The following is a 22,957-nucleotide window of genomic DNA, read 5'->3' on the forward strand; positions in this document are numbered from 1 at the left end:
ACCGAGTGGACAGCTAGCGCCGCAATACCAGTCCATGTTCAAATTCCTGCGCGATCGGCTGGCAAGAGCATGATAGCCGGCCCTTACGTTCGGAAATGCTTGCAAACCTTGGAAAAACCGCCTTTTGCGCCTATATCTAGCGCATCAGAGCCGCGCGATTCGGAGCCGATTTTTCGCGCGGGACATGCGGCATCAATCAGACAGGTTTTCATGAGCGACCAGACCGACATCGCCACCGGCGTAGAAGCCGAGTATGGCGCCGATTCCATCAAGGTTTTGAAGGGGTTGGATGCCGTCCGCAAGCGGCCCGGCATGTATATTGGCGACACCGACGACGGCTCGGGCCTGCATCACATGGTCTACGAGGTGGTAGACAACGCCATCGACGAGGCGCTGGCCGGCCATGCCGACCTCGTCACGGTGACGCTCAACCCCGACGGTTCGGTGACGGTTATCGACAATGGCCGCGGCATTCCGACCGATATCCACACCGGCGAAGGCATTTCGGCGGCCGAAGTGATCATGACGCAGCTGCATGCCGGCGGCAAGTTCGACCAGAATTCCTACAAGGTGTCGGGCGGCCTGCATGGCGTCGGCGTGTCGGTGGTCAACGCCCTGTCGGCCTGGCTGAAGCTGAAGATCCGCCGCAACGGCCAAGTCTACGAGATGAGCTTCACTCATGGCAACGCCGATGCACCGCTGAGGGTCACCGGCACGTACGAACAGCACAAGCTTCCCGGTACCTATGAGGGACGCAGCGGCACCGAGATCACCTTCTTTCCGTCGACCGCGACCTTCACCATGGTCGAGTTCGATTTCGGCACGCTGGAGCACCGGCTGCGCGAATTGGCTTTCCTGAATTCCGGCGTGCGCATCCTCTTGACCGACGCCCGCCATGCCGATGTCGTGCGCCATGAGCTGCACTATGACGGCGGTCTCGAAGAGTTCGTCAAATATCTCGATCGCGTCAAGAAACCGCTGATCGAGAAGCCGATCGCCATCAAGGCCGAGCGTGACGGCATCACCGTCGAGGTCGCCATGTGGTGGAACGACAGCTACCACGAGAATGTGCTGGCCTTCACCAACAACATCCCGCAGCGCGACGGCGGCACGCACCTGGCCGGGTTCCGTGGCGCGCTGACGCGCCAGATAACCGGCTATGGCGAAGCTTCGGGCCTCACCAAGAAGGAGAAGGTGGCGCTGATCGGCGACGATTGCCGTGAAGGGCTGACGGCGGTGCTGTCGGTCAAGGTTCCCGATCCGAAATTCTCCTCGCAGACCAAGGACAAGCTGGTGTCGTCCGAAGTTCGCCCGGTGGTGGAGGGGCTGGTCAACGAGGCGCTCGGCACCTGGCTCGAGGAGCATCCGGCCGAGGGCAAGGTGGTCGTCGAGAAGGTCATCCAGGCAGCAGCCGCTCGCGAAGCCGCGCGCAAGGCGCGCGACATCACCCGCAAGAGCTCGCTCGGCGTCACCTCGCTGCCCGGCAAGCTTGCTGACTGCCAGGAACGCGACCCGGCAAAATCCGAAATCTTCATCGTCGAGGGCGACAGCGCCGGCGGCTCGGCCAAGGGCGGGCGCTCGCGCCAGAACCAGGCCATTCTTCCGCTGCGCGGCAAGATCCTCAATGTCGAGCGTGCCCGTTTCGACCGCATGCTCGGCTCCGACATGATCGGCACGCTGATCACCGCGCTCGGCACCTCGATCGGCAAGGACGAGTTCAACGCCGACAAGCTGCGTTACCACAAGATCATCCTGATGACCGACGCCGATGTCGACGGCGCCCACATCCGCACCCTGTTGCTCACCTTCTTTTTCCGGCAGATGCCGGAACTGATCGAGCGCGGCCATCTCTACATCGCCCAGCCACCGCTCTACAAAGTGACGCGGGGCAAGAGTTCGCAATACATCAAGGATGAAGGTGCGTTCGAGGAATTCCTGATCAATTCGGGGCTTGAGGAGGCATCGCTTTCGCTGAGCTCCGGCGAGGTGCGGGCCGGACAGGACCTGCGCAGCGCCATTGACGATGCGCTGGCGGTGCGCCAACTCATCAACGGGCTGCACACGCGCTATAACAGAGGCGTGGTCGAGCAGGCGGCGATCGCCGGCGCGCTCAACCCGGACGTCTTTGCCGATCTCGGCCGCGCCAACGCCATGGCCGAGCGCGTCGCCCGGCGCCTCGACATCATCGCCGAGGATACCGAACGCGGCTGGACCGGCCGTACGTCGACCTCCAACGAAGGCACCGGCGGCTATGTGTTCGAGCGCACGGTGCGCAGCGTCAAGGAATTCGCGCATCTCGATCTCGGGCTGATCAATTCGGCCGATGCACGCCAGCTCGACCGTTATGCACCGCGCCTCGCCGAAATTTACGGCGAGCCGCCGGTGCTGCGGCGCAGGGACGTTTCCGAAACCATCTCGGGGCCGCTGGCGCTGCTCAACGCTGTGTTTGCGACCGGCCGCAAGGGCCTGACCATGCAGCGCTACAAGGGGCTTGGCGAGATGAATGCCGAGCAACTCTGGGAAACCACGCTCGACCCGAACGTACGCTCGCTGCTGCAGGTCAAGGTCACCGACGCCACCGATGCCGACTCGCTGTTCTCGCGGCTGATGGGCGACGAGGTCGAACCCCGGCGCGAGTTCATCCAGGACAATGCGCTGTCGGTCGCCAATCTGGATATTTGAGCTACCCGCTGGCGATGCCGCCGATCTCCCAGAATGAAAAGCCCGGCTCGCGCCGGGCTTTTTCGTCTGATCATCTTGACGAGGCGCTTGGCCGGATCAGTGATCCATGGCCTTGACGATCTCCTCGGTCATCTTCTTGGCGTCGCCGAGCAGCATCATCGTGCCGTCCTTGTAGAACAGCGTGTTGTCGATGCCGGCATAGCCGGAGCCGAGCGAGCGCTTGACGAACAGGCAGGTGCGCGCCTTGTCGACGTCGAGGATCGGCATGCCGAAGATCGGCGAGGACTTGTCGTCGCGGGCGGACGGGTTGGTGACGTCGTTGGCGCCGATGACATAGGCGACGTCGGCCTGTGCGAATTCGGAGTTGATGTCCTCGAGCTCGAACACCTCGTCGTAAGGCACGTTGGCCTCGGCGAGCAGCACGTTCATGTGGCCGGGCATGCGGCCGGCGACCGGGTGAATGGCGTATTTGACATCGACGCCGTTGGCCTTGAGCTTGTCGGCCATCTCGCGCAGCGCGTGCTGCGCCTGGGCGACCGCCATGCCATAGCCAGGCACGATGATGACCTTCTGGGCGTTCATCATCAGATAGGCGGCATCATCGGCAGAACCCTGCTTGACCGTGCGCTCGATGCCGTCGTTAGCAGCTATTGCGGTCTCGCCGCCGAAGCCGCCAAGGATGACGGAGATGAATGACCGGTTCATGCCCTTGCACATGATGTAAGACAGGATCGCGCCGGACGAGCCGACCAGAGCGCCGGTGATGATCAGCGCCAGGTTGCCGAGCGTGAAGCCGAGCGCTGCCGCGGCCCAGCCCGAATAGGAATTCAGCATCGAGACGACCACCGGCATGTCGGCGCCGCCGATCGGGATGATGAGAAGGACGCCAAGGACAAGCGAGGCCGCGACGATCAGCCAGAACACCAGCCTGGACTCGGTGGTGACCAGCAGCACGATCAGCACGACCAGCGCGATGCCAAGCGCCGCGTTGATGAAGTGGCGGCCGCCGATCATGATCGGCTTGCCCGACATGCGGCCGTCGAGCTTGAGGAAGGCGATGACCGAGCCGGTGAATGTGATGGCGCCGATGGCGACGCCAAGGCTCATCTCGATCAGCGCCTGGGCGTGGATGTCGGCGACGGTGCCGATGCCGAAGCTCTCCGGCGCATAGATGGCGGCAGCGGCCACCATGACGGCGGCAAGGCCGACCAGGGAGTGGAAGGCCGCAACCAGTTGCGGCATCGAGGTCATGGCGATGCGCCGGGCGGTGACGGCGCCGACGGAGCCGCCGACGGCCAGGCCGAACACGATGAGGCTGAAGCGCCCGGCCGAAGGGGTCGCCAGCGCCAACGTCGTGCAAAGAGCGATGCCCATCCCGATCATGCCGTACATGTTGCCCTGGCGGCTGGTGGTCGGATGCGACAGGCCGCGCAATGCAAGGATGAACAGGATGCCGGAGACCAGATAGAGGAAGGAGGCGAAGTTGGCGTTCATTGCGCTCTACTTGTCCTTCTTCTTGTACATGGCCAGCATACGCTGGGTGACGAGGAAGCCGCCGAAGATGTTGACCGAGACCAGCATCAGCGCAACGAAGCCGAAGCCGGTGGCGACGCCGGACGCAGAGATGCCGACGGCGAGTAGCGCGCCGACGACGATGACCGAGGAAATAGCGTTGGTGACGGCCATCAGCGGCGTGTGCAGCGCCGGTGTGACGGACCAGACGACGTAGTAGCCGACGAAGATCGCCAGGACAAAAATGGCGAAGCGGAAGACGAACGGATCGATGGCGCCGCCGGACAGCGCGTGCGCAGCATCACCGGCTGCCTCAGCGCCGGGCGCAGTGGCCAGGTTCTGTACTGCAAGCCGGACGGCGGCGGTCGCCTGGTCGAGCTGGTCGAGGGCCTGCTGCAAGGTCTGGTCCATCACGCGATCCCCCCGCTAGTCTTGGGCTTCCTGGCTGCGGCTGGTTTCTTTGGCGCCGCCGGTTTCTTTGCGGCGGCAGGCCTCGCATGCTCGGACGAGGCAATCATCATCGCCGGCTTGCCAGCGAAGGCCGGATGCACGACCTGGCCGCCATCTGTCAGCATCGTCGCCTTGACCAATTCATCGTCGCGGTTGATGGCAAGTGTCTTCGTGGCCTTGTCGACCAGCGTCTCGACGAACGCAAAGAGGTTCCTGGCGTAAAGCAGCGAGGCAGAGGCGGCGACGCGACCCGGCACGTTGAGATGGCCGACGATCTTGACGCCATTGGCCGTGGTGACAACCTGACCTGATGCGGCGCCTTCGACATTGCCGCCGCGTTCGACCGCAAGGTCGACGATCACCGAGCCTGGCTTCATCGAAGCGACCATGGCCGCCGAGACCAGCTTCGGCGCCGGACGACCGGGTATCAGCGCCGCGGTGATGACGATGTCCTGCTTGGCGATATGCTCTGCGGTCAGTGCCGCCTGCTTGGCCTGGTATTCCTTCGACATTTCCTTGGCGTAGCCGCCGGCAGTCTCGGCAGCCTTGAACTCCTCGTCCTCGATCGCGAGGAACTTTGCGCCGAGCGAAGCGACCTGCTCCTTGGCGGCAGGACGAACATCGGTGGCGGTAACGACGGCGCCAAGCCGCCTTGCCGTCGCGATCGCCTGCAGGCCGGCGACGCCGACGCCCATGATGAAGACCTTCGCCGCCGGTACCGTGCCCGCTGCCGTCATCATCATCGGCAACGCCCGGTCGTATTCCGAAGCCGCGTCGATCACTGCCTGGTAGCCGGCTAAGTTAGCCTGCGAGGACAACACATCCATGGACTGGGCGCGGGTAATGCGCGGCATGAACTCCATCGAGAAAGCGGTGACACCGGCGCTCGCCAGAGCGGCGACACCGGCATCGTTGCCGTAGGGATCCATGATGGCGATGACGGCGGTTCCCGGCCGGTAGGCCTTCAGCTCCGCCTCGCCTGGGCGGCGCACTTTCAGCACCACATCGGCCTTGGCGACATCGCCGGCCTTGCCGATCGCAGCGCCCGCTTTGGCGAACTCCTCGTCCGGAATGCGGGACGCCGTGCCGGCGCCAGCTTCGACAGTCACGTCGAAACCCAACCCCGCCAGCCGCTTTACCGTGTCCGGCGAGGCAGCAACGCGCGGCTCGTTCGCATCGAGCTCCCGAGGGATGAAAACCGTCTGTCCCACCGCAATGATCCTTTCGGCTGGAACCTGTTTCCGCAAGGCGCCGGCCGGACTTCCGGCGACATCCCGGGCAAGGGTCTTTAGGAATTTACCGGAGAATGAAGGCGCCTACGGCCAGGATCAGAACGAACAGGATGACGGCCGAGAAGAAGCCACCGGCGAAGAAGCCGAAAGCCATCGACAGGAGCACGGCGAGGCAAAAGAGCGACCCGTATTTGGCGAGCATGACGAAGCCCGCATAGGTCCGATCATGCTCGGCATAGTCCATCTTCGCGCCCAGTTCGACAGGACCGGTCGGCGTGTGATCAGCCATAGGAATACCCCTTCGAAGACATCTTTGAGGCACATAGCGAAAAGCCGGGCCGAGGGCAATGGCGCTATTGCCGCATCGCCGGCGACAACAGCCTCAAAGGAAAGTTGAAAGCCGTGAGCTGGCGCAGCCCGGCGTGAATTCGGCCGCCGTCTTGCGCTTGTGCAGGGCTAGCGTGCGCCGCGTTGGCGCCGACTTTCAGCCTGCCAGATGCGGAAACAGCCCGAGCAGCCCGACGACGATCAAATAGAGGGCGACGATGTAGTTCAGCAGCCGCGGCATCACCAGGATCAGAATCCCGGCAATAAGCGAGATCAGCGGGGTAAGCGCGAGCGTGGAAATGGTCATATAGGGTTCCCTTTCGGTGAGGCCAATTTTCGTTCACGCGAATGCGTCGACGGCACCTGCTGCCATCCACAACGTCGATGCGGCCCGAAAGCTCCGCCTACCATGAAGGCTCAGGCGGCTTCGCGAAAATATTTGGCGGTGGGCAGGATGGTCAGCGGCGCGAGTTCGCCGGCCGGCGCTTTTGCGAACAGCATGCGGCGCTCCAGCGCCGTCGATTGGAAGAATGGAAACCGCTGCAGCGTCGGCGCCATGTTCTGCTCGCAAACCGATTCGTAGAAGAAGATAGGCATGGTGAAGGGCGGGTAGATGCGCGGTTCGCCGATCTGCACCGACCCGAAGATGCGATGGTAGAACGACGTGTGCTCTTCCCTGATCATCGAAATGCAGCTTGTCGCGTTGAAAAATGTGTTGGCGATGACCGCGAGCCTCAGCGTGACGTAGGGCAGAGCCCGGTTGGCCGATGACATTTGCGGGTCGATCGCCAGTCTGCTGGGATCGATAAAGGTTTCGCCCCGCGCCAGCCGCAGGAGCAATCTATCGCCGAATACGGTCATGATCGGCGCTTCTGGGGTCTCACCGGTAATGTGGTGGAGCCTGACGGTACTGACAAGCTCGCCGTCCATGAACACGCCGAAACAATAGCAATTGCGGGCTTCATCAAGGTGATCAGAAAGTTTCTGTTCGACGATGGTGTCAAGCAGACCGTGTGCATGAAAGGCCTTGTAACGCAGCCGGTAGACCGCTTCGAGATCCTCCCCGCTTTCACAGCGCCGGTATTCGACGCGTTCCAAAACGTCCAGGACGTTGCGCGCGAACAATGAGGGAGGCTGAGATTTTATCGCCGAAGCCGCCGAACGCAGACCTGACCGTTGCGTGTCCATATATTTCCCCTCGTACCGCCGCAGGAGGACAATACCGGACAACGGAAAGAACAAGAAGATGAAACTCTGACCGTCAGCGTTTACCGAACGTTAACGTTAACAATCAGTTAACGCTTAGATAACACAACGCCTTTTGAACGGGCCTTTCAAGCGCTATCGAGATCAGGTGGTCGCGAGCTTCGGGACTGACCGCAATTCCGCGGCGAAGGGCCAGGTCACGTTGGACATGGTTTCGATGCCCGATGCACTGAGAGCGGCGCCGAAGAGGAAGCCCTGGACAAGGTCCGGCTTCACCGAGTGCACCAGAATCTTGAGCTGCTCGAAGGTCTCGACCCCTTCGATGGTTACGGTCAGGCCCAAGACGCGGGTCAGGTCGACGATTCCCTTCAACAGGTCGAGCGAACGCGGGCTCTGGGTTACGTCCATCAGGAACGAGCGGTCGATCTTGATCTTGTCGAGCGGCAGCTTGTGGAGATAGCTCAGGCTTGAATAGCCTGTACCGAAATCGTCGAGCGCGATACGCACGCCGAGCTGCTTCAATTCCTCGATGTACTGGCGTGTCAGCGACTTGTCGTCGAGCAACGCGGTCTCGGTGACTTCGATCTCCAGGCGGCCCGCGGCGAGGCCGGAACCAGCCAGCGCATCACGGACCCTCTGGACGACGTCGCGGTTGCGAAAATCCTTGGCGGAAAGATTGACCGAGACGCTGGTCTGGCCGGGCCATTTGGCACATTCGGCGCATGCCGCCTGAAGGACAAAAGTACTGATCTCGGAAATGATGCCCATTTCCTCGGCCAGGGGAATGAAGATGCTGGGCGAAATCGGCCCGAGATCGGGATGGTCCCACCGACACAACGCCTCGCAACTGGCGATGCGCATCGTGCTCATCGCCACGATCGGCTGATAGACCACCCGCAACCCCTTGCTTTCCACAGCGCTGCGCAGATCCGCCTTCATCAGCTGGCGGTTGCGGAAAGCTGCGTCCATCGACGCCTCGAACAGCCGCCAGTTGTTCTTGCCAAGTTCCTTGGCCTTGTAGAGGGCAAGATCCGCCTTGACGATCATGGCGTCGACATCGGTGTCCTCGACCCGCGACAGCACCGCGCCTGCGCTGGCCTGGATCCGTAGCCCGTGGCCGGCGACATCGATCTCGCCCTGCAGGTCGCCGAAAATCCCGTCGAGCAGGCCGGTCAGATGGCTTTCGTCCTCGACGCGATCGAAGAAGATCATGAACTCGTCGCCGCCGAAACGGCTGACCATGACGCCTTGTCCGGCGATGGCGGCCAGCCGCTCCGCCACGGCATAGATCAGCCCATCGCCGACCGGATGGCCTAGAGTGTCGTTGACGCTCTTGAAATCGTCGAGGTCGAGCACGGCGAGCCCGCAGAGACGATCGCGTTCGCCGGACGCCATGGACTCACCGACCAGCTCATGGAAATAGGCGCGATTTGGCAGGCCAGTGAGGTTGTCGTAGCGCGCCATGAAGCGGATTTTTTCTTCAGCATCAACGCGGGCGGTGACATCCTCGAAGGTAATGACGCCCAGATCCTGGCTGCCTTCGCGCGCCGAAAACTCGTAGTGCTGGCCGGTGGAGAAGGAAACCAGCACCTTGCGGTCGCGACCCTCGCGCAGCGCGCGCGTCAGCTGCGCCTCGACGTAGCGGCAGTCCTTCGGCGCCAGCATTCCACCAGCAACGCCGCGCAAGAGCAGGGAGTGGATCGATCGCCCGAGCAACTGGTCCGGCGATTTGAGCGACATGAGATGCGCGGCTTCGGCGTTGCCGACGACCACCTTGCCGTCGGGGCCAAGCATAACGAGACCATGCGACATGGTGTTGAGCGCGCGGTTGAAACGCTCTGCGAGCCTGGCTGCGGTTTTGCGCTCCGAAATGGCATTAAAAAGCACGGTGCGAACGTGATTGGCCATTCGAGTGATGATGAAGATGAACGGCACGATGTAGAGGCCGAGGATGAAATTGTCGACATCGCCCTTGAGCATCAGTCCGACCGCAATCGGCAGCACGACCGTAAAAGCCTGAACCGCGACCATGGTTTTGGAGCCGTAATTGCGCCCGACGATCGTCACCGTCGAGCCCATTATGACGGCGATCGCGGCACTTTCCCCGAATATGTCCGGGATGAGATAGATGGTGGTGAAGCAGAACAGCCCCATGAAGAAAGCCTGGATGGTACCGCCGACCAGATAGTAGCGTTCCCATTTCTTGGCTGACTCAAAGGTATTGAAATTGCCTTCGCGCTGACCTTTGCGGATGCCGTAATAGCGGTAAAGGCCAGCGGCGAGCATGGTCGCGGCAAGCGCGAGGTAGACGGGCTGCTTTGAGCTGAAGTAGACAAGAATACCGATGAGTCCGTGGCAAAAAGCGCCGATCAGCAGGATTCCGGGATCGTTGAACAACGATCGCACGAACCCTGCATAGACGTCCTCACCTATCTCTACGGTTTTGTTTTCTTGCATAGCCTGCGGTGCCGCACGAACCGCAGTCATGTCATATCCGCCTTAAGAAAGGTTTAGAGAGGCCGTTTCGACCCCTGCCGTCAAGCCGTTGACCCAACGGAAGGCAAAGAAACTATTGTTCAGGTAAACAAGGCGTATCAGGGCCCGGGCTCATTCGGCGGCCTGAAGTTCAGGCCTCGCCGGTGTATTTGCCAGGCGCTCGAGCAGTCTTGAGCGTTCGCCGGCCGCCTTTTCGGCACTGGCTTGCCGGACATGGCCATAGCCGCGGATGAGCGCGGGCACCGAGGCAAGAGCGGCAGCGGCCTCGACCTTGCCCGGCGCCAACGTGCCGGCGACAAGCTCCAGATCGGCCTCATATTGGGCAAGAAGCTGCCGTTCCAAGCGCCTTTCGGCGCTGTAGCCGAACAGGTCGAAGGCGGTGCCGCGCAGGCCTCTCATCGCCGCAAGCAGCCGGAACGCCTTCATCATCCACGGGCCGAAACTCGACTTCCTCGGCTTACCGTCATTGCCGCGGCGGCCCATGATCGGCGGGGCGAGATGGAATTCTAGCTTCTCGTAGCTCTGGAACTGTTTTCCCAATTCGGCGGCGAAGGAGCCGTCGGTATAGAGCCGCGCCACCTCATATTCGTCCTTGATCGCCATCAGCTTGAACAGGTTCCTCGCGGCGGCCTCGGTCACCGTGGTCGAACCCGGCACGGCCTTGGCTTCGGCCTGGCGCAACGCAGCCAGCTTGTCGGCATAGCGCTTGCCGTAGGCGGCATTCTGATAGGCGGTCAGAAAGGCGACGCGGCGGGCAATGATGTCGTCCAGCGTCTCGGCAATTGCGGTGCTCTCAGTGGCCTTGCCGGGCTGGGCGACGAGGCTGCGCACGAAATCGGGCTGGTGGGCAGCGCGGCGGCCCCAGCGGAAGGCGGCGATGTTCATTGCCACCGCCTCGCCGTTGAGTTCGATCGCTTTCTCGACCGCCTCGGCCGACAGCGGCAGGCCGCCGTGCTGGAAGGCGAAGCCGAGCATGAACATGTTGGCGCCGAGCGAATTGCCGAACAGCGCGGTGGCGGTGCGGGTGGCGTCGAAGAAATGCGTTCTGTCGTCGCCGGCGGCGGCACGAATCGCCTTTTTCAGCCGCTCGACGGGCAGCGAGAAATCGGCCGATCGGGCGAACTCGCCAGGCATGATCTCGGCAGTGTTGGCAAGGAAGATGGTGTGGCCCTCGCGCACGGCGGCGAGCACCTTCTTGGCGCCGGACACGACAAGATCGCAGCCAAGAACGAGGTCGGCCTTCCCCGCAGAAACGCGGATGGCATGGATATCGTCCGGGGTGCGGGCGATGCGCACATGGGTGAACACCGAGCCGCCCTTCTGGGCAAGGCCGGCCATGTCGATCATGCCACAGCCCTTGTCTTCGAGATGGGCGGCCATGCCGAGCACTGCCCCGATGGTGACGACGCCTGTACCGCCGACGCCGTCGATGATCGCCGCCCAGCCTTGCTCGCCGAGCGGGAATTCTGCCGGCGTCGGCACGCCGGCGAGCGGGTCGGCCTTGCCGGCGATGCCATCGGCCCTCCTGATCCTGGCGCCATGCACGGTGACGAAGGACGGGCAGAAGCCGTTGACGCAAGAGAAATCCTTGTTGCAGCTCGACTGGTCGATCCTGCGCTTGCGGCCGAATTCGGTCTCGACCGGCTGGATCGAGACGCAGTTCGACTGCACCCCGCAATCGCCGCAACCCTCGCAAACCAGTTCGTTGATGAAGACACGCTTGTCGGGATCGGGGAAGGTGCCGCGCTTGCGGCGGCGGCGCTTCTCGGCAGCGCAGGTCTGGTCGTAGAGCAGCACCGACACGCCCTTGACCGCACGCAATTGGCGCTGCACGAGGCCGAGGTCGTCGCGGTGATGGACGGTGACGCCGGCGGGGAATTCGGCCTTGCCGGTATATTTTCCCGGCTCGTCGGTGACGATGGCGATGCGCCCGACACCTTCGGCCCGTACCTGCCTGACGATCATGTCCACAGTCAGGCCGCCTTCGTGCGGCTGGCCGCCGGTCATGGCGACGGCGTCGTTGTAGAGGATCTTGTAGGTGATGTTGGCATCCGTCGACAGCGCAAAGCGGATCGCCAGCACACCGGAGTGATTGTATGTGCCGTCGCCGAGATTCTGGAAGATGTGGTCGCGCTTCGAAAACGGTGCCTGGCCGACCCATTGCGCACCCTCGCCGCCCATGGCGGTGAAGCCGACGGTATTACGGTCCATCCACAGCGCCATGAAGTGACAGCCGATGCCGGCGGCGGCGATCGAGCCCTCCGGCACCTTGGTCGAGGAATTGTGCGGGCAGCCGGAACAGAAGAAGGGCGTGCGCGAGGCGATGTCGGTGGTGTCGGCGAGCATCGCCTGGAACTGGCGCAGTTTTGCCACCCGTGCGGCGATTTCTTCCGACGGGCCGATCGTCCTCAGTATCCTCTCGCCGAGCGCAATGGCGATCTCGTTAGGATCGAGCGCGCCCTTGGCCGGAAACAGCCAGTCGCCGCGCTCGTCCTTCTTGCCGACGATGACCGGCTGCGTCGCGGTGCCGTAGAGGCTTTCGCGCAGTTGCACCTCGATCAGCGATCGTTTCTCCTCGACGACGACGATGGTGTCGAGACCGCGGGAAAAGTCGGCAATGTGCTGAAGGTCGAGCGGCCACGGGCAACCGACCTTGAACAGCCGGATACCGATGCGGTTGGCGGCCGCCTCGTCGATGCCGATGTCTTCCAGCGCCTGGCGGACGTCGAGATAGCTCTTGCCGATGGTGACGATGCCAAGCTTCGGGTTGCGGCCGCCCGAATAGACGATCCTGTTCAGCCCGTTGGCGTGGATGAAGGCCGACGCGGCGGCACGCTTGTGTTCATGCAGCCGCTCCTCCTGGCCGAGCATGTCGATCTCGTGGCGGATGTTGAGGCCGCCGGGCGGCATGTCGAATTCGGGGATGACGATATCAAGCCGGTCGAGCGAGGCATCGACGGAGGCCGTCGATTCGATGTTGTCCTTGACGCATTTGATCGCCGCCCAAGTGCCGGCGAAGCGCGACATGGCAAAGCCGTAGAGCCCGTAGTCGATGATCTCCTGGACGCCGGCCGGATTGAGGATCGGCACCATGGTGTCGACGAACAGGAATTCGGTGGCGTGGGCGTTGGTCGAGGATTCGGCCATGTGGTCGTCGCCCATCAGGGCAAGGACGCCGCCATGTTTCGATGAGCCGGCGAGGTTGGCGTGGCGAAACACGTCGCCGGAGCGGTCAACACCGGGCCCTTTGCCGTACCAGACCGAGAACACACCGTCATGGGTGCCCTCGCCCAGCAATTCGGTCTGCTGCGAACCCCAGCAAGCCGTCGCCGCGAGTTCTTCGTTGAGGCCGGGCTGGAAGACGATATCCGACTGGGCCAGCTGCTTCTTGGCCTTCCACAACTGCATGTCGAGCCCGCCGAGCGGCGAGCCGCGATAGCCGGAGACAAAGCCGGCGGTGTTCAGTCCGGCCCGTCGGTCGCGTTCGCGCTGCATCAAAAGCATGCGGATGACCGCCTGCGCGCCAGAAAGGAAGATGCGCTCCTTTCCGAGATCAAACTTGTCGTCGAGCGCGACATCATGCAGCGTCATCAGGCATTTCCTCTGCGGAGGCGCGCTCGAAACACGCAGCCAACGTCGGAGTCGGATGCCGCAGTCTTTCTTCCCTTGCCGGGCAGGTCAAACAAAATCGAGAGCGCCAGCCAATGCGCAATGAACGATCCAGCGCGCGCCAGCCAGCGTATGAAAACTGCCCGGCCGCCGCGCCAGAGCAAAGGATGTTCCGGCGGTGCATCGAGCGGGCGAAAACGCGTCAGGCCGCCTTCGGACAATCGGGCTTCGGCTCGCCCGGCAGCTTACCGTCGACGTGGCCGGCCAGGTCCTTGTTGAGTTCGTAGACTGGCCCGGCGACCAGAGGCCGGTCGGGCAGGACCGACTGGTCGAGCGACGAGGTCAGCGTGGTCTCGAAGCTCTGCAACAATTTACCGCTGGAATCCTCGATGCGGATCGACACCGCATAGGGCTTGTCCTTGACAACACAGGAAAGCGGCGGGCTGGTCAGCGTCACATGCGGCAGCTTCGGCCATATCTTCTGGTTGACGATGATCGGATCGCCGCCGGCCGGGTTCTGGAAGCTGACCACCGCGACCTGGCCTTCACCCACAGGCCGCAGCGGATTGAGGGTGATGACATAGGTGGCGATGCCCAGGCGGTAGTTGAATTCGAACAGCTTCCCGGAAATGGCGAACAACTGATCCTTGCCGGAATCGCGGCAGGCACCAACGGCCGCGGCTGCAAGCAAGGCTACGCCGAAAACGATCGAACGCGAAAGTTTGCTAAACATTGATGACCTCCCTGGCCGCCGTGCGGCGGCGATAGTGACGGCTTGCCTTCTGACGGTTGCCGCATACCGCCATATCGCACCAAAGGCGGCTGGAATTGCGGCTGCGGTCGACAAACAGCCAGCTGCAATTGGGACAGATCCTCAACCTGGCGATGGTATCTTCACGCAGCAGCGACAGCGCCGAGACGGCCAGCGCCGCCTCGAAGGCGATCGGCGTCGCCGGATCGCCGAAAGGCTTTCCCGGCGCGCCAATTTCGGTGCGGCTGCGCGCCAGGCCATCGGCGCAGGCCTTGAGGAAGCCTGGCAGCTCGCCGGTGGCAATCGCGCCTTTCGACACTGCGCGGCGAAACAGGCTGTCGGTCGCCTCGCGAATCGACAGCACCACCGGCGCGATTTCCGCCGGCGACGGCGCTGCCAGCCGCCTGCCGCCAAGTTCTGCGGCGCGAAAGGCGCTTGCCGCGTCTGCGAACCGGGCAATCTCGGCCGGATCGTCGAAACGATCGAAGGTCTTTTCCGGATCGTCACGCAACACGACGGTGTTTGCCGCATCGAGCGCAAGAATGCCGCCAGTGAAGCGGTGTGGCGTCCAGGATACCGTCATGCGCTGAAATCTAACCGATAAATCGCATTTGACAAGTTAGATTCCGAATGCGACGCTCCTTACGGGTGCGGCCGTCGCCACCTTTGTTTTGAGCATGTCGTCGTCCCAAACCGCTTCGCACTTTGGGCGGCATGCTCCGAGGGTCTTGCATGCTCTATTTCTTCCAACAGGTTCTGAACGGCCTGCATTCCGGCGCGCTCTATGCGCTGCTTGCCTTCGGCTACGTGCTGACCAATGGCATCCTGCACCGGACCAATCTCGCCTATGGCGCGCTGTTCGCTTTTTGCGGGCATGCGATGATCCTCACCGCAGCCTTCGGCTATCAGGCGCTATGGCTGACATTGTTTGCTTCCGTTGCGCTCGGTGTCGTGGCGGCTTTCCTTTATGCGGCGCTGATCAGCCACGTCCTGTCGCGCAGCGTCTTCGAACCCTTGGCCGATCGCGCGCCCAACGCGATCGTGGTGACGACGCTGGGCATATTGCTGGTGCTTTCGGAAGCAAGCCGCATTGCCGCCGACACGCACGATCTGTGGTTGCCGCCGATGCTGGCTCAACCGGTCATTTTCGCGCAGAATGCAGGCTTCAAGGCGACGCTGACGCTGATCCAGCTGCTCGACTGCGCGGCCGTGCTGGCGGCCATTGTGCTGGCCGCATGGGCCTTCGCATATTCGAGCTTCGGCCGGAGCTGGCGCGCCGTATCCGACGATCCCAAGGCCGCGGCCATGTGCGGCGTCGACGTGCGCGCCGTCTTCCGGCACGCGGTGCTCTTCGGCGGCCTCTGCGCGGCGCTGGCCGGTGTGCTTGCCGGCTTCTATTACGGCAATATCAGCTTCGGCACCGGGCTGGTCTACGGGCTGAAGATCCTGTTCGTGACCGCTGTCGGCGGCTATCTCTCGCCGTCGCGTGCAGCGCTTGGCGCAGCCGCTTTCGGCATGGCCGAATCGCTGTGGGCCGGCTACTTCCCGATCGAATGGCGCGACGCCTGGATGTATGCGTTCCTTGTCGTCATGCTGATGCTTGTCGGCGCCGGCCGCGACACCGCCAAGATCGTCTGACCTGTCAGACTTTGGTTGCATGCCGCACGGTCATCCAGCGGTTTTTGCTCACTCTTGTCTCACAACAGCGTTTACCGATCTCTCCCGTGTTGACCCGCCGGGCCACGCACTGCATACCGTTGGGCCACAGCGGCGCGACGGAAAGGGAACCAGCACGCCACTGACACAAGGGAGGAATGCATGGAAGGGCCGCTCGCTCTGTCACGGGGCATCGACCGCCTCAACGAGTTCGTCGGCAAATGGGTCTCGTGGCTGATCCTGCTGGCAATCCTCGTAAGCGCCGCCAATGCCGTCATCCGCAAGGTCTTCGACATGTCTTCGAATGCCTGGCTGGAGCTGCAATGGTACCTGTTCGGCGCCGCCTTCATGCTGGCCGCCGCCTACACACTGAAGCAGAACGACCACATCCGCATCGACATCGTCTACGGCATGTTCTCGCGCCGCGTGCAGCACTGGATCGACCTTCTCGGCCACGTCTTTTTCCTGATGCCGTTCGTGACGCTGATGGTGGTCTATTTCGTTCCCTATGTGTCGCTGTCGTTTCGCAGCGGCGAAATGTCGAACAATTCCGGCGGGCTGATCATCTGGCCTGCAAAGGCCATCCTGCTGGCCGGCTTCTTCCTGCTGGCGCTCCAGGGCATTTCCGAGATCATCAAGAAGATCGCCATCATGCGCGGCCACATGGATGATCCCACTCCGTTCATATCGGTGCATGAGCAGGCCGAGCTCGAAGCGAAAGCGCTCGCCGAAGATGCGAAAGCGCTGGCCGACGAGGTGCGCTCATGATGGAGTTCATCGCCCAGAACATGGCGCCGATCATGTTCGCCTCGCTGATCATCTTCCTGCTGATCGGCTATCCGGTCGCCTTCTCGCTCGCCGCCAACGGCCTGATGTTCTTCTTCATCGGCGTCCTGCTGTCGCCCTATTCGGGCGGTTCGATCAATCTCGCGTGGCCGCTGCTCCACGCACTGCCGGATAATTTCTACGGCAGCCGGGTGATGTCGAACGACACGCTATTGGCCATCCCGTTCTTCACCTTCATGGGCATCGTGCTCGAACGATCGGGCATGGCCGAAGACCTGCTCGAAACGATCGGCCAGCTGTTCGGGCCGATCCGCGGCGGCCTCGCCTATGCCGTGATCTTCGTCGGCGCGCTGCTGGCCGCAACCACCGGCGTGGTGGCAGCCTCCGTCATCGCCATGGGACTGATCTCGCTGCCGATCATGCTGCGTTACGGCTACGACCGGCGGCTGGCGTCCGGCGTCATCGCGGCGTCCGGCACGCTCGCCCAGATCATCCCGCCGTCGCTGGTGCTGATCGTGCTTGCCGACCAACTCGGCCGCTCGGTCGGCGACATGTACAAGGGCGCGCTGATCCCCGGCCTCATCCTGACCGGCATCTACATGGCCTACATCCTGATCATGTCGATCGTCCGGCCGAAGTCGATGCCGGCGCTGCCGCTGAAAGCCCGCACGCTCGGCCATGGCGTGCTGTCGTTGCTGGCGGCGCTGCTGGCAACGATCGTGGTTTCCTACGCGGCCTATCGCTATCTTGCGCCGACGCATGGCGACAATGCCGACATCCTCGGTGCCACCATTGGCGTGATCTTCATCTATGTGGTGGCGATCGCCGACAAGGGCCTGAACATCAATGTGATGTCCAGGCTGGCGCAGCAGGTGGTCATCGTGCTGATCCCGCCGCTGGCGCTGATCTTCCTGGTGCTAGGCACCATTTTTCTCGGCATCGCCACGCCAACCGAAGGCGGCGCCATGGGCGCGGTCGGCGCTCTGGCCATGGCGGCAATGAAGGGGCGATTGTCGCTCGACGTGGTCAAACAGGCACTGGCCTCGACGACAAGGCTGTCGTCGTTCGTGCTGTTCATCCTGATCGGCGCGCGGGTATTTTCGCTCACCTTCTACGGCGTCAACGGCCATGTCTGGGTGGAGCACCTTTTGACATCGCTGCCGGGTGGCAAGGTCGGCTTCCTGATTGGCGTCAACATGCTCGTCTTCTTCCTCGCCTTCTTCCTGGACTTCTTCGAGCTCGCTTTCATTATCGTGCCGCTGCTGGCGCCGGCTGCCGACAAGCTCGGCATCGACCTGATCTGGTTTGGGGTGCTGCTCGGCGTCAACATGCAGACCAGCTTCATGCACCCGCCCTTCGGCTTCGCGCTGTTCTACCTGCGTTCGGTCGCCGCCCGCGTGCCCTATCTCGACCGCCTCACCGGCAAGACGGTGCAGCCGATCACCACCGGCCAGATCTATTGGGGCGCGGTGCCCTTCGTTTGCATCCAGGTTGTCATGATTGGGCTGACCATCGCCTTCCCGCAGATGGTGATGCACTACAAGGGCATCGTCGTCGATCCGGGCACGATCAACCTCCAGGTGCCGGAATTGCCGGGCCTTGGCCTGTCGCCGCCCGGCACGCCGCCGGCCGACGGCAATAGCCCACCAGCCAATGGCGGCACGACCCCGGCACCATCGTCAGGAACGGATCTGTCGCAACCGCCGAGTTTCGACGAAACGCCCCCTGCCAAACCAGCGGCACCGGCGGCGCCGGACCTGTCGCAGCCACCTAACTTCAATTGATGCCATAGCGCCGCGCGTCCTTTCGGACGCGCAAAGGACGCTGTAGAATATTTATTTGCGCATGATCCTTTCCGAAATCGATCCCGATTTCGGGGTCATGCGCCAGGGGTGCTACAGTCATGAAAGCGGTGCGGCTGGAGGCAGTGGGCAGCATCACCCTGCGCGAGCTCGACAAACCGTCCGCCGGGCCGGACGACCTTCTGGTGCGGATTGAAGCATGCGGCGTCTGCGGCACCGACCGGCATCTCTTCCATGGTGAATTTCCCTGCACGCCGCCGGTGACGCCCGGACATGAATTCTCCGGCATCATCGAGGCGATTGGAGCCGCCGTGTCCGGCTTTTCCGTCGGCGATCGCGCCACCGGCGATCCCAACATCGCCTGTGGGCGCTGTCCCAATTGTCATGCCGGTCGGGTCAACCTGTGCAGCAATCTTAATGCCATCGGTATCCATCGCGACGGCGGCTTTGCCGAGTATCTCGTGCTGCCGCAGAAGCAGGCCTTCGTCCTGCCAAAAAACCTGAAGCCGACGCATGGCGCGTTCTGCGAACCGCTTGGCTGCTGCCTGCATGGCGTGGACCTGGCCAAGATCAGGCCCGGCTTTTCAGTCGCCGTGCTTGGCGGCGGCGTGATCGGCCTGCTCACCGTGCAACTGGCGAAGCTTGCCGGAGCGTCGACCATCATCCTGTCGACGCGCCAGGCCTCGCGGCGCGCGCTTGCCGAGGATCTGGGTGCGACGGCGACGATCGATCCCAATAGCCCCGGCTTTTTCGAGGCCGTGACTGGTCCGTCCGGGCTGATGCCAGGCGGTGTCGACGTGGTGTTCGAATGCGCTGGCGTGCAAGAGACAGTCGAGCAGTCGATGCGGCTGGCCAGGGCCGGTGGCACTGTCGTCATCATCGGCGTCATGCCGCAAGGCATGAGAGCGGCGTTCGAGCCCTTCGACCTGCTGTTTCGCGAGCTGAAGGTACTGGGTTCCTTCCTCAATCCCTTTACCCACCGCCGGGCCGCCAATCTCATCGCCTCGGGCGCGATCGAGATCGACAGGTTGATCTCCAGGCAGGTGACACTTGAAGACGCGGCAGCGGTGATCGCCAATCCGCCGGCAGCCGGTGAAGTCAAGGTCCTGGTGATGCCCGGCTAATTGGTCTGTTTCGGCAAGGGTCGTGACAAACCAGAGGACCATGGCGCCACGCCTCCCGAACGAGGTGTGGCGCCATAGCCGCTAAATTGTCAGAGCTTGCCGTTGCGCTGCTGGACCATCATGAAGGTGTCGTAGTTGTATTCCGCCACCTGCGCCCAGAGATAGTGCTCCTTGCGGAACGCCTTGATCGAGTCCCAGATCTTCTTGAACGGGGCGTTCGAGGCCTCCATTTCACCATAGACCTCGTTTGCCTTTTCGAAGCAGGCGGCCATGATGTCCTGGCTGAACGGGCGCAACTTCGCTCCGCCGGCCACTAGACGTTTTACAGCCGTAGGATTCAGATAATCATATTTCTGCAGCATGTTGGCGTCGGCCGCCTGTGCGGCGGCGTGAACCAGGGCTTTGTAAGCCGGCGAGAGCTCTTCGTATTTCGCCTTGTTGAACATAAGGTGGACGGTCGGCCCGCCTTCCCACCAGCCAGGATAGTAGTAATAGGGCGCGACCTTGTAGAAGCCGAGCTTCTCGTCGTCATAGGGGCCAACCCATTCGGCAGCGTCGATGGTGCCTTTTTCCAGCGCCGGATAGATGTCGCCGCCGGCGATCTGCTGCGGCACGACGCCGAGCCTCTGCACCACTTTGCCGGCAAAGCCGCCGATACGCATCTTGAGGCCGGAAAGGTCGGCGACCGTGTTGATCTCCTTGCGGAACCAGCCACCCATCTGCACGCCGGTGTTGCCGCCCGGCAGGCCGAAAAGCCCCTGGGTGGCCAGGAATTCGTTGAACAGGTCGATGCCGCCGCCATGGTAGTGCCAGGCATTGATGCCACGCGCGTTGAGCGAGAACGGCACCGCGGCACCCAGTGCCCAAGTCGGGTCCTTGCCCCAGTAATAATATGCCACGGTATGGCAGGCCTCGACCGTGCCGGCCGTGGTCGCATCCGCAGCCTGCAGGCCGGGCACGAGCTCGCCGGAGGCAAACACCTGGACCTGGAAGTTGCCGTCGGTTGCGTCCGAAAGCATCTTGGAAAAGACCTCGGCGCCGCCGTAGATCGTATCGAGCGATTTCGGGAAGGACGACGCCAGGCGCCAGGTCACTTTCGGATTGGATTGGGCGACAGCGGGCGCGGCAAGCGCTACCGTCGCGGCGGCTGCTCCTACACCGGCCGTGCCGGCCTTGCGGATGAATGAACGACGATCCATGCAGTTCCTCCCTTTTGGATCAACAGACCGACGTTCGGGACGTCCTCAGTGCCCGGATCGGCTTCGAGCCGAACAATACACAGGCAAGGGGTCGAGTCCAGCACGGCAGCTGGGTTTGAGGGCGGCATTTCCGGGAAATTCACCTCGCCGACGCACATCCTGCAACTATAGTCTAACAAACGTTTCGTGGCCCATGCAGCACGGCGAAACTTGCCATGGCAAAGCGCCTTCGGATCGCCTATTTTGCAGGCAGAACAGGTTTTCGCACCGAATGGAACCCGAATCCAAAATGCACCAGCCGCTCGTCGCCATCTCGACCGACGTCCGACAGTTCGACAACTACACCTGGCATGCCGCCCCGCAGCAGTATCTGGAGGCAGCGCTTTCGGGTGCCGGCGTGTTCCCGGTGCTGGTGCCGTCCTTCGGCGACCGGCTCGATTTCGATGAACTTCTGTCGTCGGTCGATGGTGTCATGGTCACCGGCTCGAAGTCGAACGTGCATCCCTCGCTCTATGGCGGCGACGCCAGCGAGAAGAATGGCCCCTACGATTCCGCCCGCGACGCCACGACGCTGCCGCTGATCCGTAGGGCGGTCGAGCGTGGCGTGCCGCTGCTCGCCATCTGCCGCGGCATCCAGGAGATGAACGTGGCGCTGGGCGGCACGCTGGCCGCCGAAATCCAGGAGCGGGAAGGATCGCTCGATCATCGCGCGCCGGTGAGCGACAATCAGGACGAACGCTTCGCCATCCGCCAGAATGTGACGATAAAGCCCGGCAGCTGCCTGGCCGGCGTCTTCGGCGCGGGCGACATCATGGTCAACTCGGTGCATCGCCAAGCGATCGACCGGCTGGGACCGAAGCTGCAGGTGGAGGCGGTCGCCGCCGACGGTACGGTCGAGGCTGTCTCCGTCAGGGACGCTCGCGCCTTCGCCGTCGGCGTGCAATGGCATCCCGAATACTGGGTCAAGTCGGACAGCATCTCGGTAAAGATTTTCCGTGCCTTCGGCGACGCGGTACGCCTGCATCAGGCGGCGAAATCCGGCGCGCGTGCAGCCGCGGAATAGATCAGTCTGCGGAAATCACTCAGCCGGAGTTGATTCGATTCCATCAAGCATGGCCGAAGTGAGCGCATTACGGACGCTTCGAGTGCCCGGCCACGCTAGGCTTTCGAAATCCAGTATGCGTCTGTGACCAGCCAAGCATCTTCGATGCCATTTTCTGGTCGCGCTCGATGGTATTGCGCGAGATCGGTGTCCTTGCCTCGTGCAGCCTTGAGGGCGGCCGTCAAAGCCTTTTCTTCGTCACTGCGCCTGGCTCCGCCGCAATGGTAGAAACCACAAGGCACAAGTGATTTTACGGGGAACGTATCGCCAGCCCTTTCCAGAAGCATCATGAAGCCCCATTGGTCTTCACCCGTGAAAGGCAGCGCCATCCGACCGGCGTCGGACAGATTTGAAAGCCACCGTTCCGGCACGTGTGTCACTCCGGCAAAGGCGACCACGACATCGAGGTTTGGCAGATCAACTGCCTGTGTGGCGTCACCGGATATCACTTTGACATGGGCATAGTGAGCAAGATTGCTTTGCGCGCGCCGAGCGAGTTCTTCGTCGATCTCATACGCAATCACGCGTCCTTCAGAACCCGTCAGCTCAGCGAGAATGGCGGTGAAATAGCCGACACCAGCGCCCACCTGAAGGATAGTCTGGCCGGGAGCCATGTTCAGATGGTCGAAAACAAAAGCCCAAAGCGACGGCAGTCCGCTGTTCAATCCGCGCCTTTCGTCAAGCGAGACCAAAACGTCGTGGTAAATCTCATGAAGTGCGGCTGAAGGGCTCGTATGGACTGCCCCGACTTGCAATCTCGAATGGATACGCCAAGGGCCGTTACCGAGGTATTCCTCTCGCGGGACTTTGGCGAATGCGTCGATGATGGCAGGGTTGTGCACGACGGGTGATGAAACGCGTAGGTCTTCGGCAAACCATCGGCGCTCTTCACTACTATCGGTTCTCGTCATTATGGAATGTCGGCTTCCGGATTGTGCCCATGCTCGCAGAAAACCGAACGACAGCAAAGGATCCTTTCTGCGCATAAAATGGCAACCCCACTATGACTGCTGCCCACCCACC

At 62.4% G+C, this 22,957-nt stretch carries 19 protein-coding genes; 7 read left to right on the top strand and 12 right to left on the bottom strand.

The window, feature by feature from the left end:
- The first annotated feature begins 210 nt into the window (after positions 1–210).
- Entirely contained in the window at positions 211–2,682 is a 2,472-nt protein-coding gene (gene gyrB / locus EN859_RS14080; protein WP_127853499.1) for a DNA topoisomerase (ATP-hydrolyzing) subunit B, read from the top strand.
- 96 nt (positions 2,683–2,778) lie between these two features.
- Here the strand turns inward: gyrB and EN859_RS14085 are convergent, their stop codons facing one another.
- From EN859_RS14085 to EN859_RS39235, 6 genes are all read right to left on the bottom strand, one after another.
- Positions 2,779–4,176: an NAD(P)(+) transhydrogenase (Re/Si-specific) subunit beta gene (locus EN859_RS14085; RefSeq protein WP_127853498.1), complete on the bottom strand. Its 1,398-nt coding sequence runs from the start codon at positions 4,174–4,176 to the stop codon at positions 2,779–2,781.
- Between the two features lie 6 nt (positions 4,177–4,182).
- On the bottom strand, positions 4,183–4,605 hold the full coding sequence (locus EN859_RS14090; protein ID WP_127853497.1) for a proton-translocating transhydrogenase family protein: 423 nt from the start codon (positions 4,603–4,605) through the stop codon (positions 4,183–4,185).
- A complete protein-coding gene (locus EN859_RS14095) occupies positions 4,605–5,855 on the bottom strand; it encodes a Re/Si-specific NAD(P)(+) transhydrogenase subunit alpha (RefSeq protein WP_127853496.1) in 1,251 nt (416 codons plus the stop codon). Before EN859_RS14095 ends, EN859_RS14090 begins: the two co-directional genes overlap by 1 nt.
- A gap of 85 nt (positions 5,856–5,940) precedes the next feature.
- Positions 5,941–6,165 carry an aa3-type cytochrome c oxidase subunit IV gene (locus tag EN859_RS14100; protein ID WP_127853495.1) on the bottom strand — a complete coding sequence of 75 codons (225 nt, stop codon included), beginning with the start codon at positions 6,163–6,165 and terminating at the stop codon, positions 5,941–5,943.
- Between the two features lie 195 nt (positions 6,166–6,360).
- Positions 6,361–6,510, bottom strand: a complete 150-nt coding sequence (locus tag EN859_RS14105) for a DUF3096 domain-containing protein (protein ID WP_127853494.1) — start codon at positions 6,508–6,510, stop codon at positions 6,361–6,363.
- Positions 6,511–6,620: 110 nt separating this feature from the next.
- A complete protein-coding gene (locus EN859_RS39235) occupies positions 6,621–6,977 on the bottom strand; it encodes a hypothetical protein (RefSeq protein ID WP_245525569.1) in 357 nt (118 codons plus the stop codon).
- On the opposite strand from EN859_RS39235, the gene EN859_RS39240 reads away from it, so the two are divergent.
- Positions 6,978–7,331: a hypothetical protein gene (locus tag EN859_RS39240; protein WP_245525570.1), complete on the top strand. Its 354-nt coding sequence runs from the start codon at positions 6,978–6,980 to the stop codon at positions 7,329–7,331.
- Between the two features lie 222 nt (positions 7,332–7,553).
- On the opposite strand, the gene EN859_RS14115 is transcribed toward EN859_RS39240, so the two are convergent.
- The 4 genes from EN859_RS14115 to EN859_RS14130 all read right to left on the bottom strand — a co-directional run bounded on the left by EN859_RS14115 (position 7,554) and on the right by EN859_RS14130 (position 14,848).
- Positions 7,554–9,866 (bottom strand): EAL domain-containing protein, encoded by a 2,313-nt coding sequence (locus EN859_RS14115; RefSeq protein ID WP_127853592.1) that lies wholly within the window; start codon positions 9,864–9,866, stop codon positions 7,554–7,556.
- A 150-nt stretch (positions 9,867–10,016) separates the two neighbouring features.
- Positions 10,017–13,535 (bottom strand): indolepyruvate ferredoxin oxidoreductase family protein, encoded by a 3,519-nt coding sequence (locus tag EN859_RS14120; RefSeq protein WP_348632922.1) that lies wholly within the window; start codon positions 13,533–13,535, stop codon positions 10,017–10,019.
- A 181-nt stretch (positions 13,536–13,716) separates the two neighbouring features.
- Positions 13,717–14,247: a hypothetical protein gene (locus EN859_RS14125; protein WP_127853491.1), complete on the bottom strand. Its 531-nt coding sequence runs from the start codon at positions 14,245–14,247 to the stop codon at positions 13,717–13,719.
- Positions 14,240–14,848 (bottom strand): CGNR zinc finger domain-containing protein, encoded by a 609-nt coding sequence (locus EN859_RS14130; protein ID WP_127853490.1) that lies wholly within the window; start codon positions 14,846–14,848, stop codon positions 14,240–14,242. Before EN859_RS14130 ends, EN859_RS14125 begins: the two co-directional genes overlap by 8 nt.
- Positions 14,849–14,997: 149 nt before the next feature.
- Between EN859_RS14130 and EN859_RS14135 the strand changes: the two genes are divergently transcribed.
- The 4 genes from EN859_RS14135 (at position 14,998) to EN859_RS14150 (ending at position 19,633) form a co-directional block, all read left to right on the top strand.
- Positions 14,998–15,903 carry a branched-chain amino acid ABC transporter permease gene (locus EN859_RS14135; protein WP_127853489.1) on the top strand — a complete coding sequence of 302 codons (906 nt, stop codon included), beginning with the start codon at positions 14,998–15,000 and terminating at the stop codon, positions 15,901–15,903.
- 180 nt (positions 15,904–16,083) lie between these two features.
- Complete coding sequence (locus EN859_RS14140; protein ID WP_127853488.1) at positions 16,084–16,689, top strand: TRAP transporter small permease subunit; 606 nt, start codon at positions 16,084–16,086, stop codon at positions 16,687–16,689.
- On the top strand, positions 16,686–18,491 hold the full coding sequence (locus EN859_RS14145; protein ID WP_189501953.1) for a TRAP transporter large permease subunit: 1,806 nt from the start codon (positions 16,686–16,688) through the stop codon (positions 18,489–18,491). The genes EN859_RS14140 and EN859_RS14145 overlap by 4 nt, the downstream gene beginning before the upstream one ends.
- Before the next feature lie 119 nt (positions 18,492–18,610).
- Positions 18,611–19,633 carry a zinc-dependent alcohol dehydrogenase family protein gene (locus tag EN859_RS14150; protein ID WP_127853487.1) on the top strand — a complete coding sequence of 341 codons (1,023 nt, stop codon included), beginning with the start codon at positions 18,611–18,613 and terminating at the stop codon, positions 19,631–19,633.
- 89 nt (positions 19,634–19,722) lie between these two features.
- Here EN859_RS14150 and EN859_RS14155 read toward each other — a convergent pair whose 3' ends face one another.
- Positions 19,723–20,832, bottom strand: coding sequence for a TRAP transporter substrate-binding protein (locus EN859_RS14155; RefSeq protein ID WP_127853486.1), 1,110 nt, complete (start codon positions 20,830–20,832; stop codon positions 19,723–19,725).
- Positions 20,833–21,121: 289 nt separating this feature from the next.
- Between EN859_RS14155 and EN859_RS14160 the strand changes: the two genes are divergently transcribed.
- On the top strand, positions 21,122–21,895 hold the full coding sequence (locus tag EN859_RS14160; protein ID WP_127853485.1) for a gamma-glutamyl-gamma-aminobutyrate hydrolase family protein: 774 nt from the start codon (positions 21,122–21,124) through the stop codon (positions 21,893–21,895).
- Positions 21,896–21,990: 95 nt separating this feature from the next.
- Here the strand turns inward: EN859_RS14160 and EN859_RS14165 are convergent, their stop codons facing one another.
- The gene (locus EN859_RS14165; RefSeq protein WP_189501956.1) at positions 21,991–22,845 is read right to left on the bottom strand and encodes an rRNA adenine N-6-methyltransferase family protein; all 855 of its coding nucleotides are present in this window, start codon (positions 22,843–22,845) and stop codon (positions 21,991–21,993) included.
- Positions 22,846–22,957 lie beyond the last annotated feature (112 nt).

The sequence above is a fragment of the Mesorhizobium sp. M00.F.Ca.ET.216.01.1.1 genome, assembly GCF_004010325.2.
Taxonomy (GTDB): Bacteria; Pseudomonadota; Alphaproteobacteria; order Rhizobiales; family Rhizobiaceae; genus Mesorhizobium.

What these genes read in the sequence shown, in the direction of transcription:
- gyrB (WP_127853499.1), top strand. Translation starts at nt 211, where the DNA reads ATGAGCGACCAGACCGACATCGCCACCGGCGTAGAAGCCGAGTATGGC.
- EN859_RS14085 (WP_127853498.1), bottom strand. Translation starts at nt 4,176, where the DNA reads ATGAACGCCAACTTCGCCTCCTTCCTCTATCTGGTCTCCGGCATCCTG.
- EN859_RS14090 (WP_127853497.1), bottom strand. Translation starts at nt 4,605, where the DNA reads ATGGACCAGACCTTGCAGCAGGCCCTCGACCAGCTCGACCAGGCGACC.
- EN859_RS14100 (WP_127853495.1), bottom strand. Translation starts at nt 6,165, where the DNA reads ATGGCTGATCACACGCCGACCGGTCCTGTCGAACTGGGCGCGAAGATG.
- EN859_RS14105 (WP_127853494.1), bottom strand. Translation starts at nt 6,510, where the DNA reads ATGACCATTTCCACGCTCGCGCTTACCCCGCTGATCTCGCTTATTGCC.
- EN859_RS39235 (WP_245525569.1), bottom strand. Translation starts at nt 6,977, where the DNA reads ATGTCATCGGCCAACCGGGCTCTGCCCTACGTCACGCTGAGGCTCGCG.
- EN859_RS14115 (WP_127853592.1), bottom strand. Translation starts at nt 9,866, where the DNA reads ATGCAAGAAAACAAAACCGTAGAGATAGGTGAGGACGTCTATGCAGGG.
- EN859_RS14125 (WP_127853491.1), bottom strand. Translation starts at nt 14,247, where the DNA reads ATGTTTAGCAAACTTTCGCGTTCGATCGTTTTCGGCGTAGCCTTGCTT.
- EN859_RS14130 (WP_127853490.1), bottom strand. Translation starts at nt 14,848, where the DNA reads ATGACGGTATCCTGGACGCCACACCGCTTCACTGGCGGCATTCTTGCG.
- EN859_RS14135 (WP_127853489.1), top strand. Translation starts at nt 14,998, where the DNA reads ATGCTCTATTTCTTCCAACAGGTTCTGAACGGCCTGCATTCCGGCGCG.
- EN859_RS14140 (WP_127853488.1), top strand. Translation starts at nt 16,084, where the DNA reads ATGGAAGGGCCGCTCGCTCTGTCACGGGGCATCGACCGCCTCAACGAG.
- EN859_RS14145 (WP_189501953.1), top strand. Translation starts at nt 16,686, where the DNA reads ATGATGGAGTTCATCGCCCAGAACATGGCGCCGATCATGTTCGCCTCG.
- EN859_RS14150 (WP_127853487.1), top strand. Translation starts at nt 18,611, where the DNA reads ATGAAAGCGGTGCGGCTGGAGGCAGTGGGCAGCATCACCCTGCGCGAG.
- EN859_RS14155 (WP_127853486.1), bottom strand. Translation starts at nt 20,832, where the DNA reads ATGGATCGTCGTTCATTCATCCGCAAGGCCGGCACGGCCGGTGTAGGA.
- EN859_RS14160 (WP_127853485.1), top strand. Translation starts at nt 21,122, where the DNA reads ATGCACCAGCCGCTCGTCGCCATCTCGACCGACGTCCGACAGTTCGAC.
- EN859_RS14165 (WP_189501956.1), bottom strand. Translation starts at nt 22,845, where the DNA reads ATGACGAGAACCGATAGTAGTGAAGAGCGCCGATGGTTTGCCGAAGAC.